Source organism: Paraburkholderia eburnea, assembly GCF_002917095.1.
Classification (GTDB): Bacteria; Pseudomonadota; Gammaproteobacteria; order Burkholderiales; family Burkholderiaceae; genus Paraburkholderia; species Paraburkholderia eburnea.
In genome coordinates, this window is the sequence record NZ_PQGA01000001.1 from 77,402 (window position 1) to 96,815 (window position 19,414).

General features: G+C 65.3%; 18 protein-coding genes and 1 pseudogene. 13 read left to right on the forward strand and 6 right to left on the reverse strand.

Features of this window, described 5'->3' with window-relative positions; all coding sequences use genetic code 11:
* The first annotated feature begins 297 nt into the window (after nt 1-297).
* The 11 genes and pseudogenes from upp to B0G62_RS00450 form a co-directional block, all read left to right on the forward strand.
* Nucleotides 298-948, forward strand: coding sequence for a uracil phosphoribosyltransferase (gene upp, locus B0G62_RS00400; protein ID WP_103701466.1), 651 nt, complete (start codon nt 298-300; stop codon nt 946-948).
* Nucleotides 949-1,417: 469 nt separating this feature from the next.
* Nucleotides 1,418-2,146 carry a YebC/PmpR family DNA-binding transcriptional regulator gene (locus B0G62_RS00405; protein ID WP_103701468.1) on the forward strand — a complete coding sequence of 243 codons (729 nt, stop codon included), beginning with the start codon at nt 1,418-1,420 and terminating at the stop codon, nt 2,144-2,146.
* A gap of 117 nt (nt 2,147-2,263) precedes the next feature.
* The gene (gene purD / locus B0G62_RS00410) at nt 2,264-3,538 is read left to right on the forward strand and encodes a phosphoribosylamine--glycine ligase (protein WP_103701470.1); all 1,275 of its coding nucleotides are present in this window, start codon (nt 2,264-2,266) and stop codon (nt 3,536-3,538) included.
* A gap of 395 nt (nt 3,539-3,933) precedes the next feature.
* Nucleotides 3,934-4,887 (forward strand): oxygen-dependent coproporphyrinogen oxidase, encoded by a 954-nt coding sequence (gene hemF / locus B0G62_RS00415; protein WP_103701472.1) that lies wholly within the window; start codon nt 3,934-3,936, stop codon nt 4,885-4,887.
* Nucleotides 4,888-4,909: 22 nt separating this feature from the next.
* Nucleotides 4,910-5,635, forward strand: coding sequence for a nicotinate-nucleotide adenylyltransferase (locus tag B0G62_RS00420; RefSeq protein WP_103701474.1), 726 nt, complete (start codon nt 4,910-4,912; stop codon nt 5,633-5,635).
* A gap of 2 nt (nt 5,636-5,637) precedes the next feature.
* Complete coding sequence (gene rsfS / locus B0G62_RS00425; RefSeq protein WP_103701476.1) at nt 5,638-6,108, forward strand: ribosome silencing factor; 471 nt, start codon at nt 5,638-5,640, stop codon at nt 6,106-6,108.
* 30 nt (nt 6,109-6,138) lie between these two features.
* Nucleotides 6,139-6,609, forward strand: a complete 471-nt coding sequence (gene rlmH / locus B0G62_RS00430; RefSeq protein ID WP_103701478.1) for a 23S rRNA (pseudouridine(1915)-N(3))-methyltransferase RlmH — start codon at nt 6,139-6,141, stop codon at nt 6,607-6,609.
* A 186-nt stretch (nt 6,610-6,795) separates the two neighbouring features.
* Complete coding sequence (locus B0G62_RS00435) at nt 6,796-7,419, forward strand: Maf family protein (RefSeq protein ID WP_103701480.1); 624 nt, start codon at nt 6,796-6,798, stop codon at nt 7,417-7,419.
* A gap of 8 nt (nt 7,420-7,427) precedes the next feature.
* Nucleotides 7,428-8,897: a ribonuclease G gene (gene rng, locus B0G62_RS00440; protein ID WP_103701482.1), complete on the forward strand. Its 1,470-nt coding sequence runs from the start codon at nt 7,428-7,430 to the stop codon at nt 8,895-8,897.
* A gap of 158 nt (nt 8,898-9,055) precedes the next feature.
* A complete protein-coding gene (locus B0G62_RS00445; protein WP_103702835.1) occupies nt 9,056-9,424 on the forward strand; it encodes an Arm DNA-binding domain-containing protein in 369 nt (122 codons plus the stop codon).
* Nucleotides 9,425-9,490: 66 nt separating this feature from the next.
* A pseudogene (locus tag B0G62_RS00450) lies at nt 9,491-9,640 on the forward strand (transposase); the annotation flags it as partial.
* Between the two features lie 804 nt (nt 9,641-10,444).
* Here B0G62_RS00450 and B0G62_RS00455 read toward each other — a convergent pair.
* From B0G62_RS00455 to B0G62_RS32015, 3 genes are read right to left on the reverse strand one after another with little or no spacing between them, the layout of a single operon-like run.
* Nucleotides 10,445-10,645: a hypothetical protein gene (locus B0G62_RS00455; RefSeq protein ID WP_103702836.1), complete on the reverse strand. Its 201-nt coding sequence runs from the start codon at nt 10,643-10,645 to the stop codon at nt 10,445-10,447.
* Complete coding sequence (locus B0G62_RS00460) at nt 10,642-11,127, reverse strand: hypothetical protein (protein ID WP_103701484.1); 486 nt, start codon at nt 11,125-11,127, stop codon at nt 10,642-10,644. Before B0G62_RS00460 ends, B0G62_RS00455 begins: the two co-directional genes overlap by 4 nt.
* Nucleotide 11,128: 1 nt before the next feature.
* The gene (locus tag B0G62_RS32015; RefSeq protein WP_244193066.1) at nt 11,129-12,148 is read right to left on the reverse strand and encodes a hypothetical protein; all 1,020 of its coding nucleotides are present in this window, start codon (nt 12,146-12,148) and stop codon (nt 11,129-11,131) included.
* Between the two features lie 668 nt (nt 12,149-12,816).
* Between B0G62_RS32015 and mnmH the strand changes: the two genes are divergently transcribed.
* Nucleotides 12,817-13,893 carry a tRNA 2-selenouridine(34) synthase MnmH gene (gene mnmH / locus B0G62_RS00470; protein WP_103701486.1) on the forward strand — a complete coding sequence of 359 codons (1,077 nt, stop codon included), beginning with the start codon at nt 12,817-12,819 and terminating at the stop codon, nt 13,891-13,893.
* Nucleotides 13,894-14,135: 242 nt separating this feature from the next.
* On the opposite strand, the gene B0G62_RS00475 is transcribed toward mnmH, so the two are convergent.
* Complete coding sequence (locus B0G62_RS00475) at nt 14,136-14,441, reverse strand: DUF4148 domain-containing protein (RefSeq protein ID WP_103701488.1); 306 nt, start codon at nt 14,439-14,441, stop codon at nt 14,136-14,138.
* Nucleotides 14,442-14,652: 211 nt separating this feature from the next.
* Complete coding sequence (locus B0G62_RS00480) at nt 14,653-15,729, reverse strand: glycosyltransferase (protein ID WP_103701490.1); 1,077 nt, start codon at nt 15,727-15,729, stop codon at nt 14,653-14,655.
* 266 nt (nt 15,730-15,995) lie between these two features.
* Between B0G62_RS00480 and B0G62_RS00485 the strand changes: the two genes are divergently transcribed.
* On the forward strand, nt 15,996-17,261 hold the full coding sequence (locus tag B0G62_RS00485; protein WP_103701492.1) for an O-antigen ligase family protein: 1,266 nt from the start codon (nt 15,996-15,998) through the stop codon (nt 17,259-17,261).
* A 96-nt stretch (nt 17,262-17,357) separates the two neighbouring features.
* Here the strand turns inward: B0G62_RS00485 and msbA are convergent, their stop codons facing one another.
* Complete coding sequence (gene msbA, locus B0G62_RS00490) at nt 17,358-19,151, reverse strand: lipid A export permease/ATP-binding protein MsbA (RefSeq protein ID WP_181315530.1); 1,794 nt, start codon at nt 19,149-19,151, stop codon at nt 17,358-17,360.
* Between the last annotated feature and the right edge of the window lie 263 nt (nt 19,152-19,414).

Sequence of the window (19,414 nt, forward strand, 5' to 3'; positions counted from 1 at the left end):
AAGTGGGGTAACGGCGTTCGATAACGGAACGAGATAACGGAGTAAGAAGCGGGAGCCGACGGTGCGGCACCCGGCCTCTACGAATTTTGCGATTCTAGAAGAATCGGCCAAAGCGCGTGGGCGCGCGACAGCGCAACAGTTCGTGGATCGGTTCATGCCCGCTTCCCGTATACTTGCGCCTGTAGCGCGGCCCAGCGCTGCCGCGAGCCGCCCCGGACAGTCCGTCCGGGCGCCTGCCGCGCGGCGCGGGCCCCGATCGAATCCCCCGATTTCTCTTGCAGCCTCGTGCGCCCCGCCATGAAACAGGACAGCCGTTTTCCGAATCTTTTCATCCTCGACCACCCGCTGATCCAGCACAAGCTCACCCATATGCGCGACAAGGACACGTCCACGCGCACTTTCCGCGAGCTGCTGCGCGAGATCACGCTGCTGATGGGCTACGAAATCACGCGCGACCTGCCGGTCGCGTCGCGCCGCGTGCAGACGCCGCTCGTCGAGGTCGACGCGCCGGTGATCGCGGGCAAGAAGCTCGCCATCGTGCCGGTGCTGCGCGCGGGCGTGGGCATGTCCGACGGTCTGCTGGAACTGGTGCCGTCGGCACGCGTGGGCCATATCGGCGTGTATCGCGCCGACGACCATCGCCCGGTCGAATACCTCGTGCGCCTGCCCGATCTGGAAGACCGCACCTTCATCCTGTGCGATCCGATGGTCGCGACGGGCTACTCGGCCGCGCACGCGATCGACGTACTCAAGCGCCGCGGCGTGCCCGGCGAGCGCATCCTGTTCCTCGCGCTGGTGGCCGCGCCAGAAGGCGTGGAGGTTTTCCAGACCGCGCATCCGGACGTCAAGCTCTATGTGGCTTCGCTCGACTCGCATCTGGACGGGCACGCCTACATCATCCCGGGCCTGGGCGACGCGGGCGACCGCCTGTTCGGCACCAAGAACTGAGGTTGCCGGGGCCGCCGGCCCCGGCCCGCACGGTCTGGCGCCGATTGGCGCGCAATCTCCGGAACGGCCGCAGCCGCGCAGGTGCGGCGTGATAAAATTCAGGTCCACCTGATGGTCTCGGGCGGGTCGCAGGACGGTCGCGACGGCTGAGGACAGCAGCGCGCCTCGCGCGGCGGCCCTGCCGGGCCAACGCCCCCAGGTCCCGCGAGGCGCGAATGCAACAGCGCCACGAGCGGGCGGCAGCACCGCCCTCCCGCGCCACGACGCGACCCGGACGGCACGTGTAGCGCCAGCGCAACGCGCGGCGCACCGGCTCCAGGCGGACAGACACTCGAAGACATTGAGGCCGCATGGCGCGCAAGACGCGCACCGTGCCGCGCCCTGTCATCGTGACTTGAGCACTGCGGCTTCGGCACTGCAGCAACGACAATTGCACCATGCACGCAACGAGCGTGCGACGGAGAAAGGTATGGCGGGTCATTCGAAATGGGCCAACATCAAGCACAAGAAGGCGGCTGCTGACGCGAAGCGCGGCAAGATCTGGACGCGGCTCATCAAGGAAATCCAGGTGGCGGCGCGCATGGGCGGGGGCGAAATCGACTCCAACCCGCGTCTGCGTCTGGCGGTCGACAAGGCCTATGACGCCAACATGCCCAAGGACAACATCAACCGCGCGATCCAGCGCGGCGTGGGCGGCGTCGACGGCGCGAACTACGAAGAAATCCGCTACGAAGGCTACGGCATCGGCGGCGCGGCGGTGATCGTCGACACCATGACCGACAACCGCACCCGCACGGTCGCGGAAGTGCGCCACGCCTTCTCGAAGTTCGGCGGCAACATGGGCACGGACGGCTCGGTGTCGTTCATGTTCGATCACATCGGCCAGTTCGTGTTCGCACCGGGCACGCCCGAAGACACGCTGATGGACGCCGCGCTCGAAGCGGGCGCCGACGACGTCGTGACGAGCGAAGACGGCAGCATCGAAGTGGTCTGCCCCCCGAACGACTTCCAGAAGGTCAAGGACGCGCTCGAAGCCGCCGGTTTCAAGGCGGAAATGGCCGAAGTCACCATGAAGCCGCAGACGGAAGTGGAATTCACGGGTGACGACGCCGTGAAGATGCAGAAGCTGCTGGACGCGCTCGAAAACCTGGACGACGTCCAGGAGGTCTACACCAACGCGTCGATCGCCGACGAATAACGGCATCGGCGCGGCGCGCGTCTCGTATCACGCAGCCGCGCGCCCCCACGCTTTTCACGGCTGGCGCATCGTGCGCCAGCCGCAACTGTTTCTGGTTCAGGTCTTTCGGGGATTCTCATGAAGTTACTCGTCGTCGGTTCTGGCGGCCGCGAACATGCACTGGCGTGGAAGCTCGCGCAGGCGCCGCGCGTCCAGCTCGTCTACGTCGCACCGGGCAACGGCGGCACCGCGCAGGACGAGCGGCTTGCCAACGTCGACATCACGGACATCAACGAGCTGGCCGATTTCGCCGAACGCGAGCAGGTGGCCTTCACCGTGGTCGGCCCGGAAGCGCCGCTCGCCGCGGGCATCGTCAACGTGTTCCGTTCGCGCGGCCTCAAGGTGTTCGGCCCGACGAAGGAAGCCGCGCAGCTCGAAAGCTCGAAGGATTTCGCCAAGGCGTTCATGAAGCGCCATAACATCCCGACCGCCGCCTACGAGACCTTCTCCGACGCGACGGCCGCCCACGCCTACGTCGATCAGCACGGCGCGCCGATTGTCATCAAGGCCGACGGTCTGGCCGCCGGCAAGGGCGTGGTCGTGGCGATGTCGCTGGAAGAAGCGCATCAGGCGATCGATTCGATGCTGGCCGACAACAAGCTCGGCGACGCCGGCGCGCGGGTCGTGATCGAGGAATTCCTCGCGGGCGAGGAAGCGAGCTTCATCGTCATGGTGGACGGCAAGCACGTGCTGGCGCTGGCTTCGAGCCAGGACCACAAGCGTTTGCAGGACGGCGATCAGGGCCCGAATACGGGCGGCATGGGCGCGTACTCGCCCGCGCCCATCGTCACGCCGCAGTTGCACGCACGCGTGATGCGCGAAATCATCCTGCCGACCGTGGCGGGCATGGAGAAGGAAGGCATCCGCTTCACGGGCTTCCTGTACGCCGGTCTGATGATCGACGCGCAAGGCAACCCGAAGACGCTCGAATTCAACTGCCGCATGGGCGACCCGGAAACGCAGCCGATCATGGCGCGCCTGAAGGGCGACTTCTCGAAGGTGTTCGAGCACGCCATCGCCGGGACGCTCGATCAGGTCGAACTGGAATGGGACCGCCGCACGGCGCTGGGCGTCGTGCTGGCCGCGCACAACTACCCGGAAACGCCGCGCAAGGGCGATCGCATCAGCGACATCCCGGCGGAAACGGCCGATTCGGTCACGTTCCATGCGGGCACGCAGTTCGTCGACGGCAAGCTGGTGACCTCGGGCGGCCGCGTGCTGTGCGTGGTCGGTCTGGCCGATTCGGTGCGCAGCGCGCAGAACGTCGCGTATGAAACGGTGAACCGCATCTCGTTCGACGGCATGCAGTATCGCCACGACATCGGCTACCGCGCCGCGGGACGCAAGCAGTAAAGCGTTGTCCGGGTGCTCGCTCGTGGCCGAGGCCGTGGGCAAGCGCCCGGCTCGCGGTGTGCCCATGCGGCTTGCCGCTGCTGCCCGCGAACGGCGGTTGAGCAGCGAAAGCAGCAGGACGCATGGGCACGCCGCGCGGTTTGGCTGACCTGGCAGTCAGCACCCCGCGGACTCGCGCGCACGATCCGGCCCCAGCCAGGCTGCCGGAGCACCGCTCGCGGGGCCGCAACCGCGCAGATCGGCGTAAACTTGAACGGGATCGATGCTGTAAAAGCGTCTTTGTGCTCCAGAAGCACGCATGGTCCGACAAAACCGCGCCGCGCGCGGTCTGCACTCCGAATCCGAAAGCAATCCTGGCGCCGCGCCGGCTTCAAGCCTCCAGCGCCCCTTCATCGATGACCGAAACGATTCAATCCGGCGTCGCGCCCGAGGGCGCGACGCATGACAGCATTGCAGTGCGCAGCTGGCTCTCCGGCCTGCAGACGCGCATCGCCGACGCGCTCGGCAGCTTCGACGGCACGCCCTTCGCGACCGACGCATGGCAGCGCGCGCCCGGCGAAAAGCTGCGCGGCGGTGGCTGCACGCGCATCCTCGAAAACGGCCAGTTCTTCGAGCGCGGCGGCATCGGCTTCTCGGACGTCCAGGGCGACGCCCTGCCGCCCTCGGCGACGGCGGCGCGCCCCGAACTCAACGGCCGCGGCTTCGAGGCGATGGGCGTCTCGCTCGTGCTGCATCCGCGCAATCCGTACTGCCCGACCGTGCACATGAACGTGCGCCTGCTGATGGCGACGAAAGTGGGCGAAGCGCCGGTGTTCTGGTTCGGCGGCGGCATGGATCTCACGCCCTACTACGGCTTCGAGGAAGACGCGCGGCACTTCCACCGCGTCTGCCGCGACGCGCTCGCGCCTTACGGCGACGCGCTCTACCCGCGCTTCAAGCAGTGGTGCGACGAGTATTTCTTCCTCAAGCATCGCAACGAGGCACGCGGCGTCGGCGGCATCTTCTTCGACGACTACGCCGAAGGCGGCTTCGACGAAGCTTTTGCGATGCTGCGCAGCGTCGGCGACGGCTTCCTGAAGGCATATCTGCCGATCATCGAAAAGCGCCGCGCGACGCCCTACGGCGAAGCCGAGCGCGAATTCCAGGCGTACCGGCGCGGCCGTTACGTCGAGTTCAACCTCGTGTGGGATCGCGGCACGCACTTCGGCCTGCAAAGCGGCGGGCGCACCGAATCGATCCTCATGTCGATGCCGCCGGGCGCAACCTGGCGCTACGACTGGCAGCCGCAGGCGGGCACGCCGGAAGCGCGCCTTTACAGCGACTTCCTGCCGGTGCGCGCATGGATCTGATTGATCTGACGGATCTGATACTGTGACGACTTCTCCGGTCACCCCAGCCACGGCAAACACCACGGCGCTCGCGCGACGTGTCGGGCTGCTCGGCGGCACGTTCGATCCGATCCACGACGGCCATCTCGCGCTCGCGCGTCATTTCGCTCACGTGCTCGATCTGACCGAAGTGATCCTGCTGCCCGCCGGCCAGCCCTGGCAAAAGCCGGAGGTCAGCGCGGCCGGGCATCGGCTTGCCATGACGCGCCTCGCTGCAGCCACGCTGGCGCTGCCGGGCGTGACGGTCACGGTCGATCCGGACGAGATCGAGCACGACGGCCCCACCTACACGGTGGACACGCTGCGCCGCTGGCGCGCGAAGAGCACGAGCAACGCCAACGCCGCGCTGACGCTGCTGATGGGCGCGGATCAATTGCTGCATCTGGATTCGTGGCACGAATGGCGCGAGCTGTTCGCGCTCGCGCATCTGGGCGTGGCGAGCCGCCCCGGCTTCGATTTCGCGGCGCTGCCGCCCGAAGTGGGCGCCACGGTCGCCGCGCGCCGCGCCGACGCCGCGACGCTCGCGGCCACGCGCTGCGGCCATCTGCTGATCGACGACACGCTCGCGCTCGACGTATCGGCGACCGAAATCCGCCACGCGATCAACGCCGCCGATCATGCCGATCCAGGCGGCGCGCAAACAACAAAAGTCCCCGCAACCGTGTGGGACTATATTCATCAACATCATCTGTACAGGCACCACGGGTAAATATGGACATCCGCAAACTTCAACGCACCATCGTCGACGCTCTGGAAGACGTCAAGGCGCAAGACATCCGCGTCTTCAACACGAGCCATCTGACCGAACTGTTCGACCGCGTGGTGGTCGCGAGCGGCACCTCGAACCGCCAGACCAAGGCGCTCGCCAATAGCGTGCGTGAGGCGGTCAAGGAAGCCGGCGGCGACATCGTCAGCACGGAAGGCGAAGACATCGGCGAATGGGTGCTGGTCGATTGCGGCGACGCCGTCGTCCACATCCTGCAGCCCGCGCTGCGCCAGTACTACAACCTCGAAGAAATCTGGGGCGACAAGCCGGTGCGCCTGAAGCTCGCGGCCAACACGGGCTTCGTGGGCGCGCGCCCGAGCGAGCCGATGGACGAGGACGAGGAAGAAGCCGAAGAAGCGCCGGTCGCGGCGAAGAAGCCCGCCCGCAAGACGGCTGCGCGCAAGAGCGCGAAGTAAGCCTCGCCGCCCGTTCGCACTCCCTGGCATATGAAACTGCATATCGTCGCCGTCGGCCACAAGATGCCGGACTGGATCGCCGAGGGCTTCGAGGAGTACACGAAGCGCATGCCGCCCGAGCTGCGCATCGAGCTGCGCGAAGTGAAGCCCGAGCAGCGCTCGTCGGGCCGGTCCGCCGAAAGCGTGATGGCCGCCGAGCGCACGCGCATCGAAGCGGCCCTGCCGAAGAACGCGCGCATCGTCGCGCTGGACGAACGCGGCAAAGATTGGACCACGATGCAGCTCGCCCAGGCGCTGCCGGGCTGGCAGCAGGACGGGCGCGACGTGGCGTTCCTCATCGGCGGCGCGGACGGGCTCGATCCGCAGCTCAAAGCGCGCGCCGACACGCTGCTGCGCCTGTCCTCCCTCACCCTGCCGCATGCGATGGTGCGCGTGCTGCTCGCCGAGCAGCTTTACCGCGCCTGGACCATCACGCAGAATCACCCCTATCATCGCGTTTAAGCGCGCCTGAAGCGCAGGTCGGGCCATGCGTGCCGCATCCGCGGCCTGGTGTGGCCTTGGTGTGGCCGGTATGCCCGGCGTGACGCGCGCGGCTTCCGTGCGTTGTCCGCAAGATTGCCGCCCGCGCCCAGGCGCTCATCCGAACTCCGTCTTTTCAAGACGAAATTCAAGACGTACACCCGCCCGATGACCCACTCCGCGACTTATCCGTTCGTCTATCTCGCCTCGCAGAGCCCGCGCCGCCAGGAACTGCTGCAGCAGCTCGGCGTGCGTTTCGAGCTGCTGTTGCCGCGTCCCGACGAAGACGCCGAAGCGCTCGAAGCGGTGCTGCCCGGCGAAACCGCCGCCGTCTATGTCGAGCGCGTGTGCGCCGCCAAGGCCGACGCCGCTCGCGCGCGGCTCGTGGCCGGCGCCCATGCGCACGCGCCGATCCTCACCGCCGATACGACGGTCAGCATCGACGGCCACATCCTCGGCAAACCGCACGACGCCGCCGACGCCTATGCGATGCTCGAACGCCTCGCCGGGCGCGAGCACGAAGTGCTGACCGCCGTCGCCGTGGTCAATGCCGAAGGCGTGTGCCTGCCGGTGGCCGTATCGCGCTCGCATGTGCGCTTCGCCGCCGCCCTGCCCGCCGCCATCGCCCTCTACGTGGCGAGCAAGGAACCGTTCGGCAAGGCCGGCGCCTACGGCATCCAGGGCCGCGCCGCCGAATTCATCGAGCGAATCGACGGGTCCTATTCGGGTATCATGGGTTTGCCACTTTTCGAAACGGCCGCCCTCCTGCGTGCCGCGAGCATCGACTTCTAAAACAAATCATGAACGAAGAAATCCTGATCAACGTCACGCCACAGGAGACGCGGGTCGCGTTGGTCCAGCAAGGCGCAGTGCAGGAACTTCACGTCGAGCGCACGCTCTCGCGCGGGCGCGTCGGCAACGTCTATCTCGGCAAGGTCGTGCGCGTGTTGCCAGGCATGCAGTCCGCGTTTATCGACATCGGCCTGGAGCGCGCGGCGTTTCTGCACGTCGCCGATATCTGGCATCCGCGTCTGGCTGGCGAACCGCATACGAGCGCGCATCATCAGCCCATCGAAAAGACGGTTTTCGAAGGCCAGACGCTGATGGTGCAAGTCGTGAAGGACCCGATCGGCACCAAGGGCGCGCGGCTGTCCACGCAGGTGAGCATCGCGGGCCGCACGCTCGTGTATCTGCCGCAGGAGCCGCATATCGGCATCTCGCAGAAGATCGAGAGCGAGGCCGAGCGCGAAGCCGTGCGCGCGCGTCTGACCGCCGTGTTGCCCGCCGATGAAAAAGGCGGCTACATCGTGCGCACGATCGCCGAAGACGCGACGAGCGAAGAACTCGCCGCCGACGTGGCCTATCTGCGCAAGACGTGGGCGACGATTCTCTCGCAGGCGCAGCGCCTGCCCGCGACCAGCCTGCTCTACCAGGACCTGAACCTGAGCCAGCGCGTGCTGCGCGACTTCGTCAACGACGAGACCACGCGCATCCAGGTGGATTCGCGCGAGACGTTCCAGAAGCTCAGCGACTTCGCCACCGAATTCACGCCCGCCGTGCAGCCGAAGCTGCATCACTACACGGGCGAGCGGCCGCTCTTCGACCTCTACAACATCGAGGCCGAAATCCAGCGCGCGCTGTCGCGCCGCGTGGATCTGAAATCGGGCGGCTACCTCGTGATCGACCAGACCGAGGCAATGACGACGATCGACGTGAACACGGGCGGCTACGTGGGCGCGCGCAACTTCGACGACACGATCTTCAAGACCAACCTGGAAGCGGCGCATACGATCGCGCGGCAATTGCGGCTGCGCAATCTGGGCGGCGTGATCATCATCGACTTCATCGATATGGAGAACGTCGAGCATCGCGATCAGGTGCTCGGCGAGCTGAAGAAGGCGCTCTCGCGCGATCGCACGCGCGTGACGGTGAATGGCTTCTCGCAGCTTGGACTGGTGGAGATGACACGCAAGCGCACGCGCGAGTCGCTCGCGCATGTGCTGTGCGAGCCGTGCCCGACTTGCCTTGGCAAGGGGCAGGTGAAGACGGCGCGGACGGTGTGCTATGACGTACTGCGGGAGATACTGCGCGAGTCGAGACAGTTCAATCCGCGCGAGTTTCGCGTAGTGGCGTCGCAGCAGGTAATCGATCTGTTTCTGGAAGACGAATCGCAGCATCTGGCGATGCTGATCGACTTTATCGGCAAGCCGGTTTCGCTGCGCGTGGAGTCGAATTTGAGTCAGGAGCAGTATGATATTGTGTTGATGTGAGAATCAGGCCGGTGCATCCCAGATGCTCGAACCGGCCTGAAAGCCCCACCAGCCGGGGATTTACGCAAGCCGTAGGATCATTCAGCATCATCCCGTATCAGGAAAGCACGCTTCGAATGGGTAGCCAGGTGTGCTGGGTTGACCGGGAGGAAAGCCAAATGGCGAAACGTGAAGGGAACGTGCTCACCGATGCGCAGCTACGTGCTTGGGTGCGAGCGGACGAGCCAGTCGCAAAATCGGACGGCGGCGGCCTGACATTCACACTTTCGGCAGGCGGCACCGCCGCCTGGGTGTTCCGGTTTCGGCACGGCGGGCGGCGGCAAGAGCTAACGCTCGGTCGCTATCCCGATCTGTCTCTGTCGGCAGCGCGCACCGCAGCCGCCAAGCGGCGCGTCGCAGTCAGTGACGGGGCAAACCCGGCCGACGATGTTCGCAAGGCGAAGGCAAGGCGGGATTGGTCGGTGCGACAGCTCGTCGCCGACTATCGGGAGAAGGTGCTATCCACCTTAGAACCCTTAACAAAATGAACGAAGGGGCTGTTAACCCTCGATGAATGCTGCTAACCTTTTCATTGTTTCGACGACGAAAAGGACATGGCCAAGCCGATACTCGACGACGAACTGTGGGCACTCATCGAACCGTTGCTGCCCCCTCCCAAACTACGACGAACCCGTTATCCGGGGCGCAAGCCGCTCGACAATCGTGCGGTGCTCACCGGCATTCTCTTCGTCCTACAGACAGGCGGCTCGCCGCTCTCGCTCGAGCGCGTGTCGCTGCTCGACCGGCCGCCCGAGGACGGCACAAGCTGGCGGCATGGCTGGCGGGCTGATCCGGCTGCCACCCGTAATTTTGTCAGTCCATTACGCGCGGGAAGACACTGGCCGACGCGGCGGTTGCCGACCGCCAGCCGGAATAAGTCCGGATGTGCCGAACGAAAGTTCGCACGCGGGAAGGCGCAGGACGCCCGCCCAGCATGGAGCTTCCGGTTCTTACTGGCTCTCGAAAGTTCGAGCCGGACGCAGAATAATTCCGAACGAAACGCCGAGCGGCGGCACGCGATTTGTACCGGCTCGTTAATTCTGATCGATGGCGCGCGGGACTTTTTTGCCCCTATTAAAGGAGGCGAGAAAGGAAAGAAACTCCACCGCCCCTCTCGGCCGCCGCCACCTGAAACGGCGCAAACGTCCCCAGGATAAGGCTGCACGGTTGGTTACCGCTCGCACGGTTTCCAGCGTGGTTACCACTAGAAGCGGGGTTCCAGTAAGGAGGGAATGGGAAAAGCGCCTCTGCAGCGAATGCTGGCGGAGCGATCCTGCTGCGCCCACCCTGAGGGCCGAAAGCCTTACTGAGCAAGGTTTGCGGTGGGTACTGACTGATGCGGTACGCACGCTGGTACGCATGGAAACCGGGGTTTTTACCGTCTATAAAAAGGCGGGCCAGCGGAAATAACCTCGGCGACCGCGCGCGGCGAAGACCCGGCAGCACGAACTGGGGGGCCAGGAAAGACGGACACAAAAAAACCGACCCTCGCGAGTCGGCTTTTCGTTTCAGCCCTCGGCGTCCGGATCACCGTCGTCTGAAAGCAACTCCGAGAGATCTTCTGGCCGCAGTCTCCTCATCGCCTTCTCGACCTTCTTGTCGTAACGGCGATCGTTGGGATCGTGGCCGGCGTGCGCCTTGCGGGCGTACTTTTGCACGAAGCAACCAAGCTCCCCAACCAGGCGGCCCCGCTTTCGAACCTCAATCAAGCCAAACTCCACGGATCGACCTTTCCGCCCTGGATCACGAAGTGCTTTCCTTCCGAACCCGGTTCAAAGAAACGCCAATCTTCTTCGTCGGGCGCGGCATCCGTAACTATCAAGAGGCGCAATTGCCCCGACATTGAGATGGACATGTTGCCGTTGTCGCCGACCGCCACGCGCTCAACAATGAAAGGTCCATGGCTGGTAATGAGGCTCCGTACCCGTTCAAGCGTCGCGCGAGTGCTTTCGTCTGAAACTGCAAAATCCGAGGCATCTACAAAGACCTCATTGGCGCGCTCGATTTTCCAACCGCATTGGATATGCAGCGCCCACGCGCCAACGTGCTTGATGGTCCCGCGCTTTGTTGTCATTTCCCGGATGGGGCCGAATTGCAAGGTAAGCATGTCCGCCGCACACCCAGCGCCACTCATATCCAGTCCGATGAGGACCGAAAGTCTCTGCTCGATTTGTTCCCGCGTATCGACCATTTCAATCGCTCCCGCCAAACAGGTCTTGGGCTCGATCCATCAGTCCGTGGTAATCCATTTCGTCGTCATCCTGTATGTCATCGTGGAGCTGTCTGGCCTGATCCTGATTCAAACCAAGCGCTTTAACCACCGCACGGAATTGCTTGTTTTGCGCCTGATTATTCCCTGGCCGACCATCGCCGGCCGCCAGATCTTCCGCGTCGCCATCCGGCATATCCGGCTGATAGTCGAACGGCTGCGCATCGCCGAGCGGCGTCGAATCGTCGCCAGAATCTCCGCTGAACAGATCATCGTCAGAGGTGCCTCCGTCGCCGCTATCGTTGGAATCGTCACCGCCGCCGAGCACCGCCCCGGCCGCCGCCACCACCACGCCAAAGTCGTCGCCGTTGCCCGCCAGTGCGGCCGCTGCGCGCCTTGCAGCGTTCGCGGCCTGTATTGCGTCTATGCGCTCGACCATCGCGTTGTACTTTTCGATGTAGGCCATCGCGCCGTCTGCATCGAGGCCCATCGATTCCATCACCGACTGGTGAAACGTCTTCGCGCGCGGCGTACTGGCGGCCACTCCACCCCCGCCCCCGCTCCGATACGTCTCGCCCCACGTTTGCGGCGCGTAGCGTGTCGATACGCCGGCACTGCCGCGCCAGTCACGATCAATGGCGGGAACGATCAGGCCATCGCGTACCGCTTCGCGCAGAATGCGCGTTATGTCTTCGCCGTCTATCGGCGTGGGCCATCGCCCGCGTACATGCTTGCCGACGAAGCCCGCGTAGGCGCTGAAATCGGCGGAGATACGCGATGCTTTGCGGCCGATGCCAACCCGGAATAACTGGTCAAAATCCCGCCTGTCCCGGGCCATCTGTTCTTCGCGCGCCTTGCGTACGCTCTGGCGCTCCTCGTAAGACAGCTGCCAGCCACGGTCTACGTCTTCGATATCGCGAGCGGGCACTAGCGCGCACTGCCAACCGCCCTTGAGCGGCACGTAGAGCGCGTTATACGAGTTGCCCCATTCGGGTAACGACATGTCACCTCCGCCTGGTTGTGGCGTGTTTACTAGCACGTCACCGGGCGGCCGACCTTGCGCTATCTGGACTGACGCATCGATTGATGCCAGGTGCATCGGCAGACGGGCTGTCACGCGCGACGCTGCTGGTTATAACGCCGCCTGCAATATCGAAAGCGCGGTCGTCGCGATGGTGAGAATGTTCAGGTTTGTTCAGGTCCAGCGGAGGCCGTAGCATCGACCTCATGTATCAGCAGGTATCATTCAATACCAGTCCATCACACTTCAAATGGGTAGCCACATGGGTAGCCAGCCAAGCAGACCACCCAACAATCTCCATACAAGGCATTGATTCCATGTGAATTTATCCTCAACACATGAACAATACGATATTGTGTTGATGTGAGGGGCGAGGCGGATCGACGAGAGTCAGCCTCCGCCCTGAAATGCCCGCCCAGGCAGGCCGAGACGAACTCACCGTTTCGTTCGAGAACTGACGCTCGACAGTTGCCCTCCTCCGCCCTGTAAGTTTTGCGCGAAGCGCATCGCAAAACGGCTCTCTGGTCTTGCGCAAGCCCAGAGCCGGAACACCGCCCCGAATCGGGCACTCCCGTCTGCCACCGCGTATCATCCGCAGTCAGGCCGTCGCCGCTCGCGCGCCCTTCACCCGCCCCACCGGAGCACCGCAGTTGAATCACCAGCGCGTCACCCTGTCCCGGCTCGTCGAATTCGACGAAGTCGTCGATGTGCGCACGCCGCTCGAATATGCCGAGGACCACATCCCTGGCGCGATCAACGCCCCCGTCCTCAGCAACGAAGAGCGCGTGATCGTCGGCACGCTCTACAAAGAATCGCCGTTCGATGCGACGCGCGTGGGGGCGGCCCTCGCCGCGCGCAACATCGCGATGCATCTCGACACGACCTTCGCCGACCGGCCGCGCAACTGGCGTCCGCTCATCTACTGCTGGCGTGGCGGCAAGCGCTCGGCGTCGATGACGGCCATGTTCAACATGATCGGCTGGCGCGCGCGGCAACTCGAAGGCGGTTACAAGGCATACCGCCATAGCGTTCTCGAAGCTCTGGGCACGCTGCCCAGCCAGTTCAGCTTCATCGTGCTCACCGGCCCCACGGGCAGTGGCAAGACGCGTCTGCTGCAGGCGCTAGGCCGCGCCGGCGCGCAGACGCTCGATCTGGAAGCGCTCGCCGCGCATCGCGGCTCGCTGCTCGGCGCGCTGCCCTCGCGTGAACAGCCTGCGCAGAAGGCGTTCGACACGGCGCTCGTGCAGGCGCTGCACGGTTTCGACACGGCCCGGCCCGTGTTCGTCGAGGCGGAGAGCCGGCGCATCGGCGCCATCACCTTGCCGATCGCGCTGGTCGACGGGCTGCACAGCGCGCCCTGCGTCGTCGTCGATGCGGCGCGCGAGGAGCGCGCGGCGCTGCTGCTGGAGGAATACGGCCATCTGCTGCGAGAGCGCGATTACTTTCGCGAGCAGTTGCTCAAGCTCACGCCGCTGCATGGGCGCGAGCGCATCGCGTCGTGGTGCCAGTTGCTCGACGAGGACCGGCGCGCGGAGTTGTCGGAGGCGCTCGTGACGCAGCATTACGATCCGGCCTATACGCGCAGCACGCGCAAGCATTTCGGGGCGCTCGCCCGTGCGCCGCACTTCACGTTCCATCCGATGTCGGCGGACCCGATCGAAGAAGCGCGTGCCCTGCTCGCCCAGCTTGCAAGCGCGCATCCGTGCGGCGACCCGGCCTCGCAATAACGCCCCGGAAATGCACGAAGGCCGCCAGCAAAACGCAAGGCGGCCTTCAGGAAAAAGCGCCCGGACACCCATTCCGTGTCCGGGCGAAACCATCGATCGGAGTGGCCGATGGTGGAGGTATCTTCGGGGCGGCCGGCGCGCTGAGCCCGTGTCTGCACACGGCGCCGCCGCCCGCCCCACAGCTCGCTGCACGCGCCGTACCGCCCTCCAGCAGCGCGGCGCGCTGTCATTCGTCGATGCGCTTAGCGCGTGTACATCGCGTTCCAGTCTTGCTGCGACACCGTAGCGCCGCGCACACCCGATTCCGACGCATTCGCGACGCCGCCGTAGGCGCTGTTGCCGTTACGCGCGGCAACCTTGGCTTCGGCTGCCTGGATCGCAGCGGGGTAATGCGCCTGATCGCCATCGCCGACGTGGTAACCGACCTGCTGGAGCTGGACCAGTTCGGCGCGCACCTGGGCGCGGGTGACGGGAGCCTGCTGGGCGAACGATGCGACCGGAACGATAAGGGCTGCGGCAACGGCAACGGCTTGAATCAGGGACTTCATGGTAACGACCTCCAGTTTGGACTAGACGGCCGACGTGCGACTCTGTGTGCATGCGACCGATGTACACATCGTAGGCTTATCGAACTTAAGGGTTAACCCCTAAATCCAAACAAGACTCTTCCATCTGGCGGAAGGATCGCTGAAAGCCCCACGGGACGGGCGATTGCGCGCGGTCGAATGAGATCGCGCCCGCGGGAAGCGGGCGCGACGGTCATTTTTGTGACGAGAGGATGTCGGTGGCGAGGCCAAGCAGCGCGTCGACGTGGGCCGTCACGCTCGCGTCGTAGCGGATGGCGGGATGCAGCCCGGCGCCGGTGCTGCCGGCGATACGGCGAGCGCTAACGGCAAGCAACGCTTCGAGCGTGCGGCGCAGATCGGCGGCGTCATCGGGACGGAACACGGTTTTGGCGTCGTCGGCGATGGCGTCGCAGCAGCCGATATTCGACGAAAAGATCACCGGCGTGCCGCACATCACCGATTCGATGCCCACGAGGCCAAACGGCTCGTACTTCGAGGCGAGGATCGTGTAATCGGCCGCGCGATAGGCGTTCTCCAGATCCTTCACGTAGCCGATATAGCGCACGCGCCGGCTCGCGCGCTCGGGCGCTCGCCCCGCCACGGCCACGACGACGGGCAGATCGAGCGCCTCGACCACCGCCTGGATCAGCGGCAAGCCCTTGCGATCGTGGCTGCTCGACGGAAACAGCAGCACCGTTTCGTGCTCCCCGAAACCATATTGCCGACGCAGCGCGGCACGCGCGGCGTCATCGACGGGCGAGAAACGCGCGCCATCGACCGGTGGGCACAGCACGCGGATCTTCGCGTCGTCCACGCCGTAGAGTTCGAGGAGTTCCTCGCGCATGAGCGCGGAATGCGCGACGATCACGCGCGATCGCGCATATTGCCGGCTTTCGAGTTCGATCTGGCGCTGATCGGAGCCACGCGTCGGTCGGCCCGTCGCGCGCAGAAAACCGCGGTGCGTGCCGCCGCAAATCGCGATTTCCGACGAATCGACCCGGTTGCAGCCGATCAGCACGTCCACGCCCGAGCGGCGGCGCAAGGCGGCCAGCCGCCAGGAGAACCAGCTATCGCGCAGCTTGCCGGGCAGCAGCGAGACGTTGATGCGATGCGGTTCGACCAGTTGGTATTCGGCGAGCGACGGGTCGAATTTGCGTGCGAAGAACGCCGGGCGCAGGTCACGCGCGGCGAGTCCCTGGACGAGGTCCATCGCATAACGTTCCAGGCCGCCGCTGTGCTTGAGCGCGTTTGCGGAAATACCAACCTTCATGACCCGTCCGACATGTGAAATTTTTCTGCAGAAAATCGCGTGGGCCGATTATATAGCCCCACTTCTACGCGTAGCCGCAGGTAAGGCGCCGTAATGGGCCGCCTGGGCCAACCCGCGTGGGCCAAAGGCCCTCCGGTATAATCGACCGGCTTTTGGGCACTAGATCGTCCATCCCTGGCCGCGTGGCGCCGCAGACATCGTTCGATGCGCGCGCCGGCCATATCGACATAACAAATTGACTGCCCGTCCGATTTGCGCCGGCCGCCATGAATCACGAAACAACCACTTTCCCTCGCCGCCTGGCTCCAATCGTCTCCCTGCTGCTCGTGCTCGGCCCGGCCACCAATCTGGTCTGGCGCGGCGGCACGGGCTACGGCTTTTTCCTGCTGCTGGCGTTCGCGCTCTGGGGCCTCTACGCCTGCCGCCGCGAGCGCGGCTATTTCGCGCCGTTGCGCGATTACGGCTGGTACACGGCCGCCATGCTCGTGCCGCTCGTCGCGATCGTCGTGCAGCAGGCGCTGATGGGCTATTGGGCGCCGCATCAGTTCGACGCGCTCTCGCGCTTCGCGCTCGCCCTGCCGGTCTTCCTGCTGCTCAGCCGCGTGCCTTCACGCAATCTCACCGCCATCGGCTGGGGCTGCGCGTTCGGCGCGCTCGCCGCCAGCGCCTGGGTGATCCTCGATCGCCCCGTGGGCGGCTGGAGCGACGCGGAGCGCCTGAACAACTACTACACGAACGCGATTCCGTTCGGCGATACGGCCCTGTTGTTCGCCTTCCTCGCCGTCTTCACGTTCGGCTGGGACCGTCGGGCGCGCCCGCTCGCGCTGATCGTGAAGCTCGCCGCGCTGCTGGTGGGCGGGTTCGTCTCCTATCTGTCGGGCACGCGCGGCGGCTGGATTGCGATCCCCGTCTTCATGTTCCTGCTCGGCGTGCAGTACGGCTGGTTCACGCACTGGAAGCGCGTGGTCGTGGCCGTATTGCTGGTGGCCGTGGCGGTAGGCGCGCTGCTATCGACGGAGCGCATCCGGCACCGTGTCGCGGACGTCGGTTCCGACGTCGCGCTCATGGAGCGCGGCGACAAGGACACCTCGACGGGCCTGCGCCTGCAGCTCTGGAGCGCGTCGATCCGCCTCTTCGAGCAGCATCCGGTCTATGGGGTCGGCAAGGGCCGGCTGGAAGCCGCGCTGGGCGATCTCGCGCGCCGTGGCGAGGCCAGCCAGGCGATCGTCAACGAACGCGCGCATAGCGACTTTTTCTCCGCCATCGCCGAAATGGGCGCGATCGGCGTGCTAAGCCTGTTGACGGTGTACTTCGGCACTTCGGTGTACTTCTGGCGCGCGCGCCGCGACGCCGATACCGTCATCCGCACCGCCGCGTGCAGCGGCCTCGCCGTGTCGTTCAGCACGATCCTCTTCGGCCTCACGATCGACGTGCTGGTGCCGATCCAGGTCATGGTGCTGGTCTCGCTGCTCACCGCCACCTTCCTCGCGACGATCGTGTCGCGCAGGCGCGAGATCGCGGCCGGCAGCTAATCCGCCGCCACTTTTCGAGCCGATAAAAAAACGGCCCATCGCATCTGACGCGATGGGCCGTTTGTCTTTGCGCGGCGGCCTTGCAGGCCAGCAGCGTTATGCCGCGCTCTGCTGGAACTGGATCTGATGCAGATGCGCGTACAGCCCGCGCTGTTCGAGCAGTTGCTGGTGCGAGCCGCGCTCGACGATGCGGCCGTTTTCCATCACGAGGATGCGGTCGGCGCGCTCGATGGTCGACAGGCGGTGGGCAATCACGAGCGTCGTGCGGCCCTTCATCAGCGTTTCCAGCGCCGACTGCACGTGGCGCTCCGATTCCGAATCCAGCGCCGAGGTCGCCTCGTCGAGGATCAGGATCGGCGCGTCCTTGTAGATCGCGCGCGCGATCGCAAGCCGCTGGCGCTGGCCGCCCGAGAGCTTCATGCCGTTGTCGCCGACCAGCGTAGCGATGCCTTCGGGCAGCGCCGCGATGGTGTCCCACAGATTGGCCGCGCGCAGCGCGCGTTCGACGCGCTCGACATCCGCCGTCTCGCCGTAGGCGACGTTGTTCGCCACCGTGTCGTTGAAGAGCGTCACGTCCTGGCTCACCATCGCGATCTGACTGCGCAGCGCGTGGATGTCGTACTCGGGCACCGGCACGCCATCGACGAGAATCTGGCCGCCGCTCGGATCGAAAAAGCGCGGCAGCAGGTTCACGAGCGTGGTCTTGCCGCTGCCCGACGGCCCCGCCAGCGCGATCATCTCGCCCGGCGCCGCCGTGAAATGCACGCTTTCGAGAATCGGCCGGCCTTCCGGCCCGTAGGCGAACGAGACGTTGCGGAACTCGATTTCGCCGCGCGCGCGTTCGAGCGGCTTGCCGCCGCCTTCGGGCTCGGCGGGTTCGTCGATCAGGCCGAAAATCAGCTCGGCGGCCGTCATGCCGCGCTGCAGCGGCTGGTTCACGTCGATCAGGTGCTTGAGCGGCGAGATCACCAGCAGCATCGCGGTGACGAAGGAAACAAAGCCGCCCACCGTGGTCTGGTCGTGCGAAGCCTGCACCACGGCAATCGTCACGACGATCGCGAGCGCAATAGAAGCGAGGAACTGCGTGATCGGCTGGGCGAGACCGCCGGACACCGTCATGCGCATCTGATAGCCGCGCAGGCGCTTGCTCAACTCGCCGAAGCGGTCCATCTCGTACTTTTCGCCGTTGTGCACCTTGACCACCTTGTAGCCGCCCACCGTCTCTTCGACGATGTACGACAGGTCGTTGGTGAGCAACTGGTAATCGCGGTTCAGGCGGCGCAGGCGGCGGTTGATCTTGCTGACGAGCCAGCCGATGGCCGGCAGCAGCACGGCCACGATCAGCGTGAGGCGCCAGTTGAGGATGAACAGATAGCCGAGCAGGAAGACCACGGTGAGCGAATCGCGCACGGAAGTGACCAGCACGGACATCAGCACGTTCAGGATCTGGTTGACCTCGAACACGATGGCGTTGATGACCGTGCTCGCCGTCTCGCGCTGGAAGAAGCCGACGCTCGCGTGAATCATGCGCTCGAACATCTTGAGGCGCAGATCCAGCAGGATCTTGTTCGAGACGTACTGCAGCAGATAGCCGGACGCGTACTGCGCGAGGCCGCGCACCAGCGAAAGGCCGATCACGGCGACCGGCACGATCCACGTGGCGCTCGGGCTGCCCTTGGTGCCGAAGCCGTGGTCGAGCAGCGGCTTGAGCAGCGCGGGAATGCCGGCCTCGGTCGCGGCCACGATGGCCAGCGTGGCAACGGCGGCGATCGCCACCCAGATGAGCGGTTTGAGATACGGCCACAGCCTGCGTCCGACCGAGCCTGGATTGGAGGCCTGGCCTTCGCCGATCGGCTTGCTGAGGGTGGATTGTCGGGGCTTCTCGCTCAAGGAATCCTCTGGAACGCGTGTTCTGAAAACGGGCGCGGCAGCGTCGGGAGGACGCTGCGCCAGCGCGGTACGCATTGTATACGGTCGGCGCGGCGGCCCGCTCGATCCGACAGCGGGCCTGCCTCGCGCGCGCTTCCCGTGTGGTCTGGCGCATGGTCTAGAATACGCACCTCTGCGCGCCTGGCCCGGCCAGGCTGAGCAATACACCAGCAATACACCGTCAATAAGCGATGAATCGGCGCGCAACCGCACCGGTTCGCCGC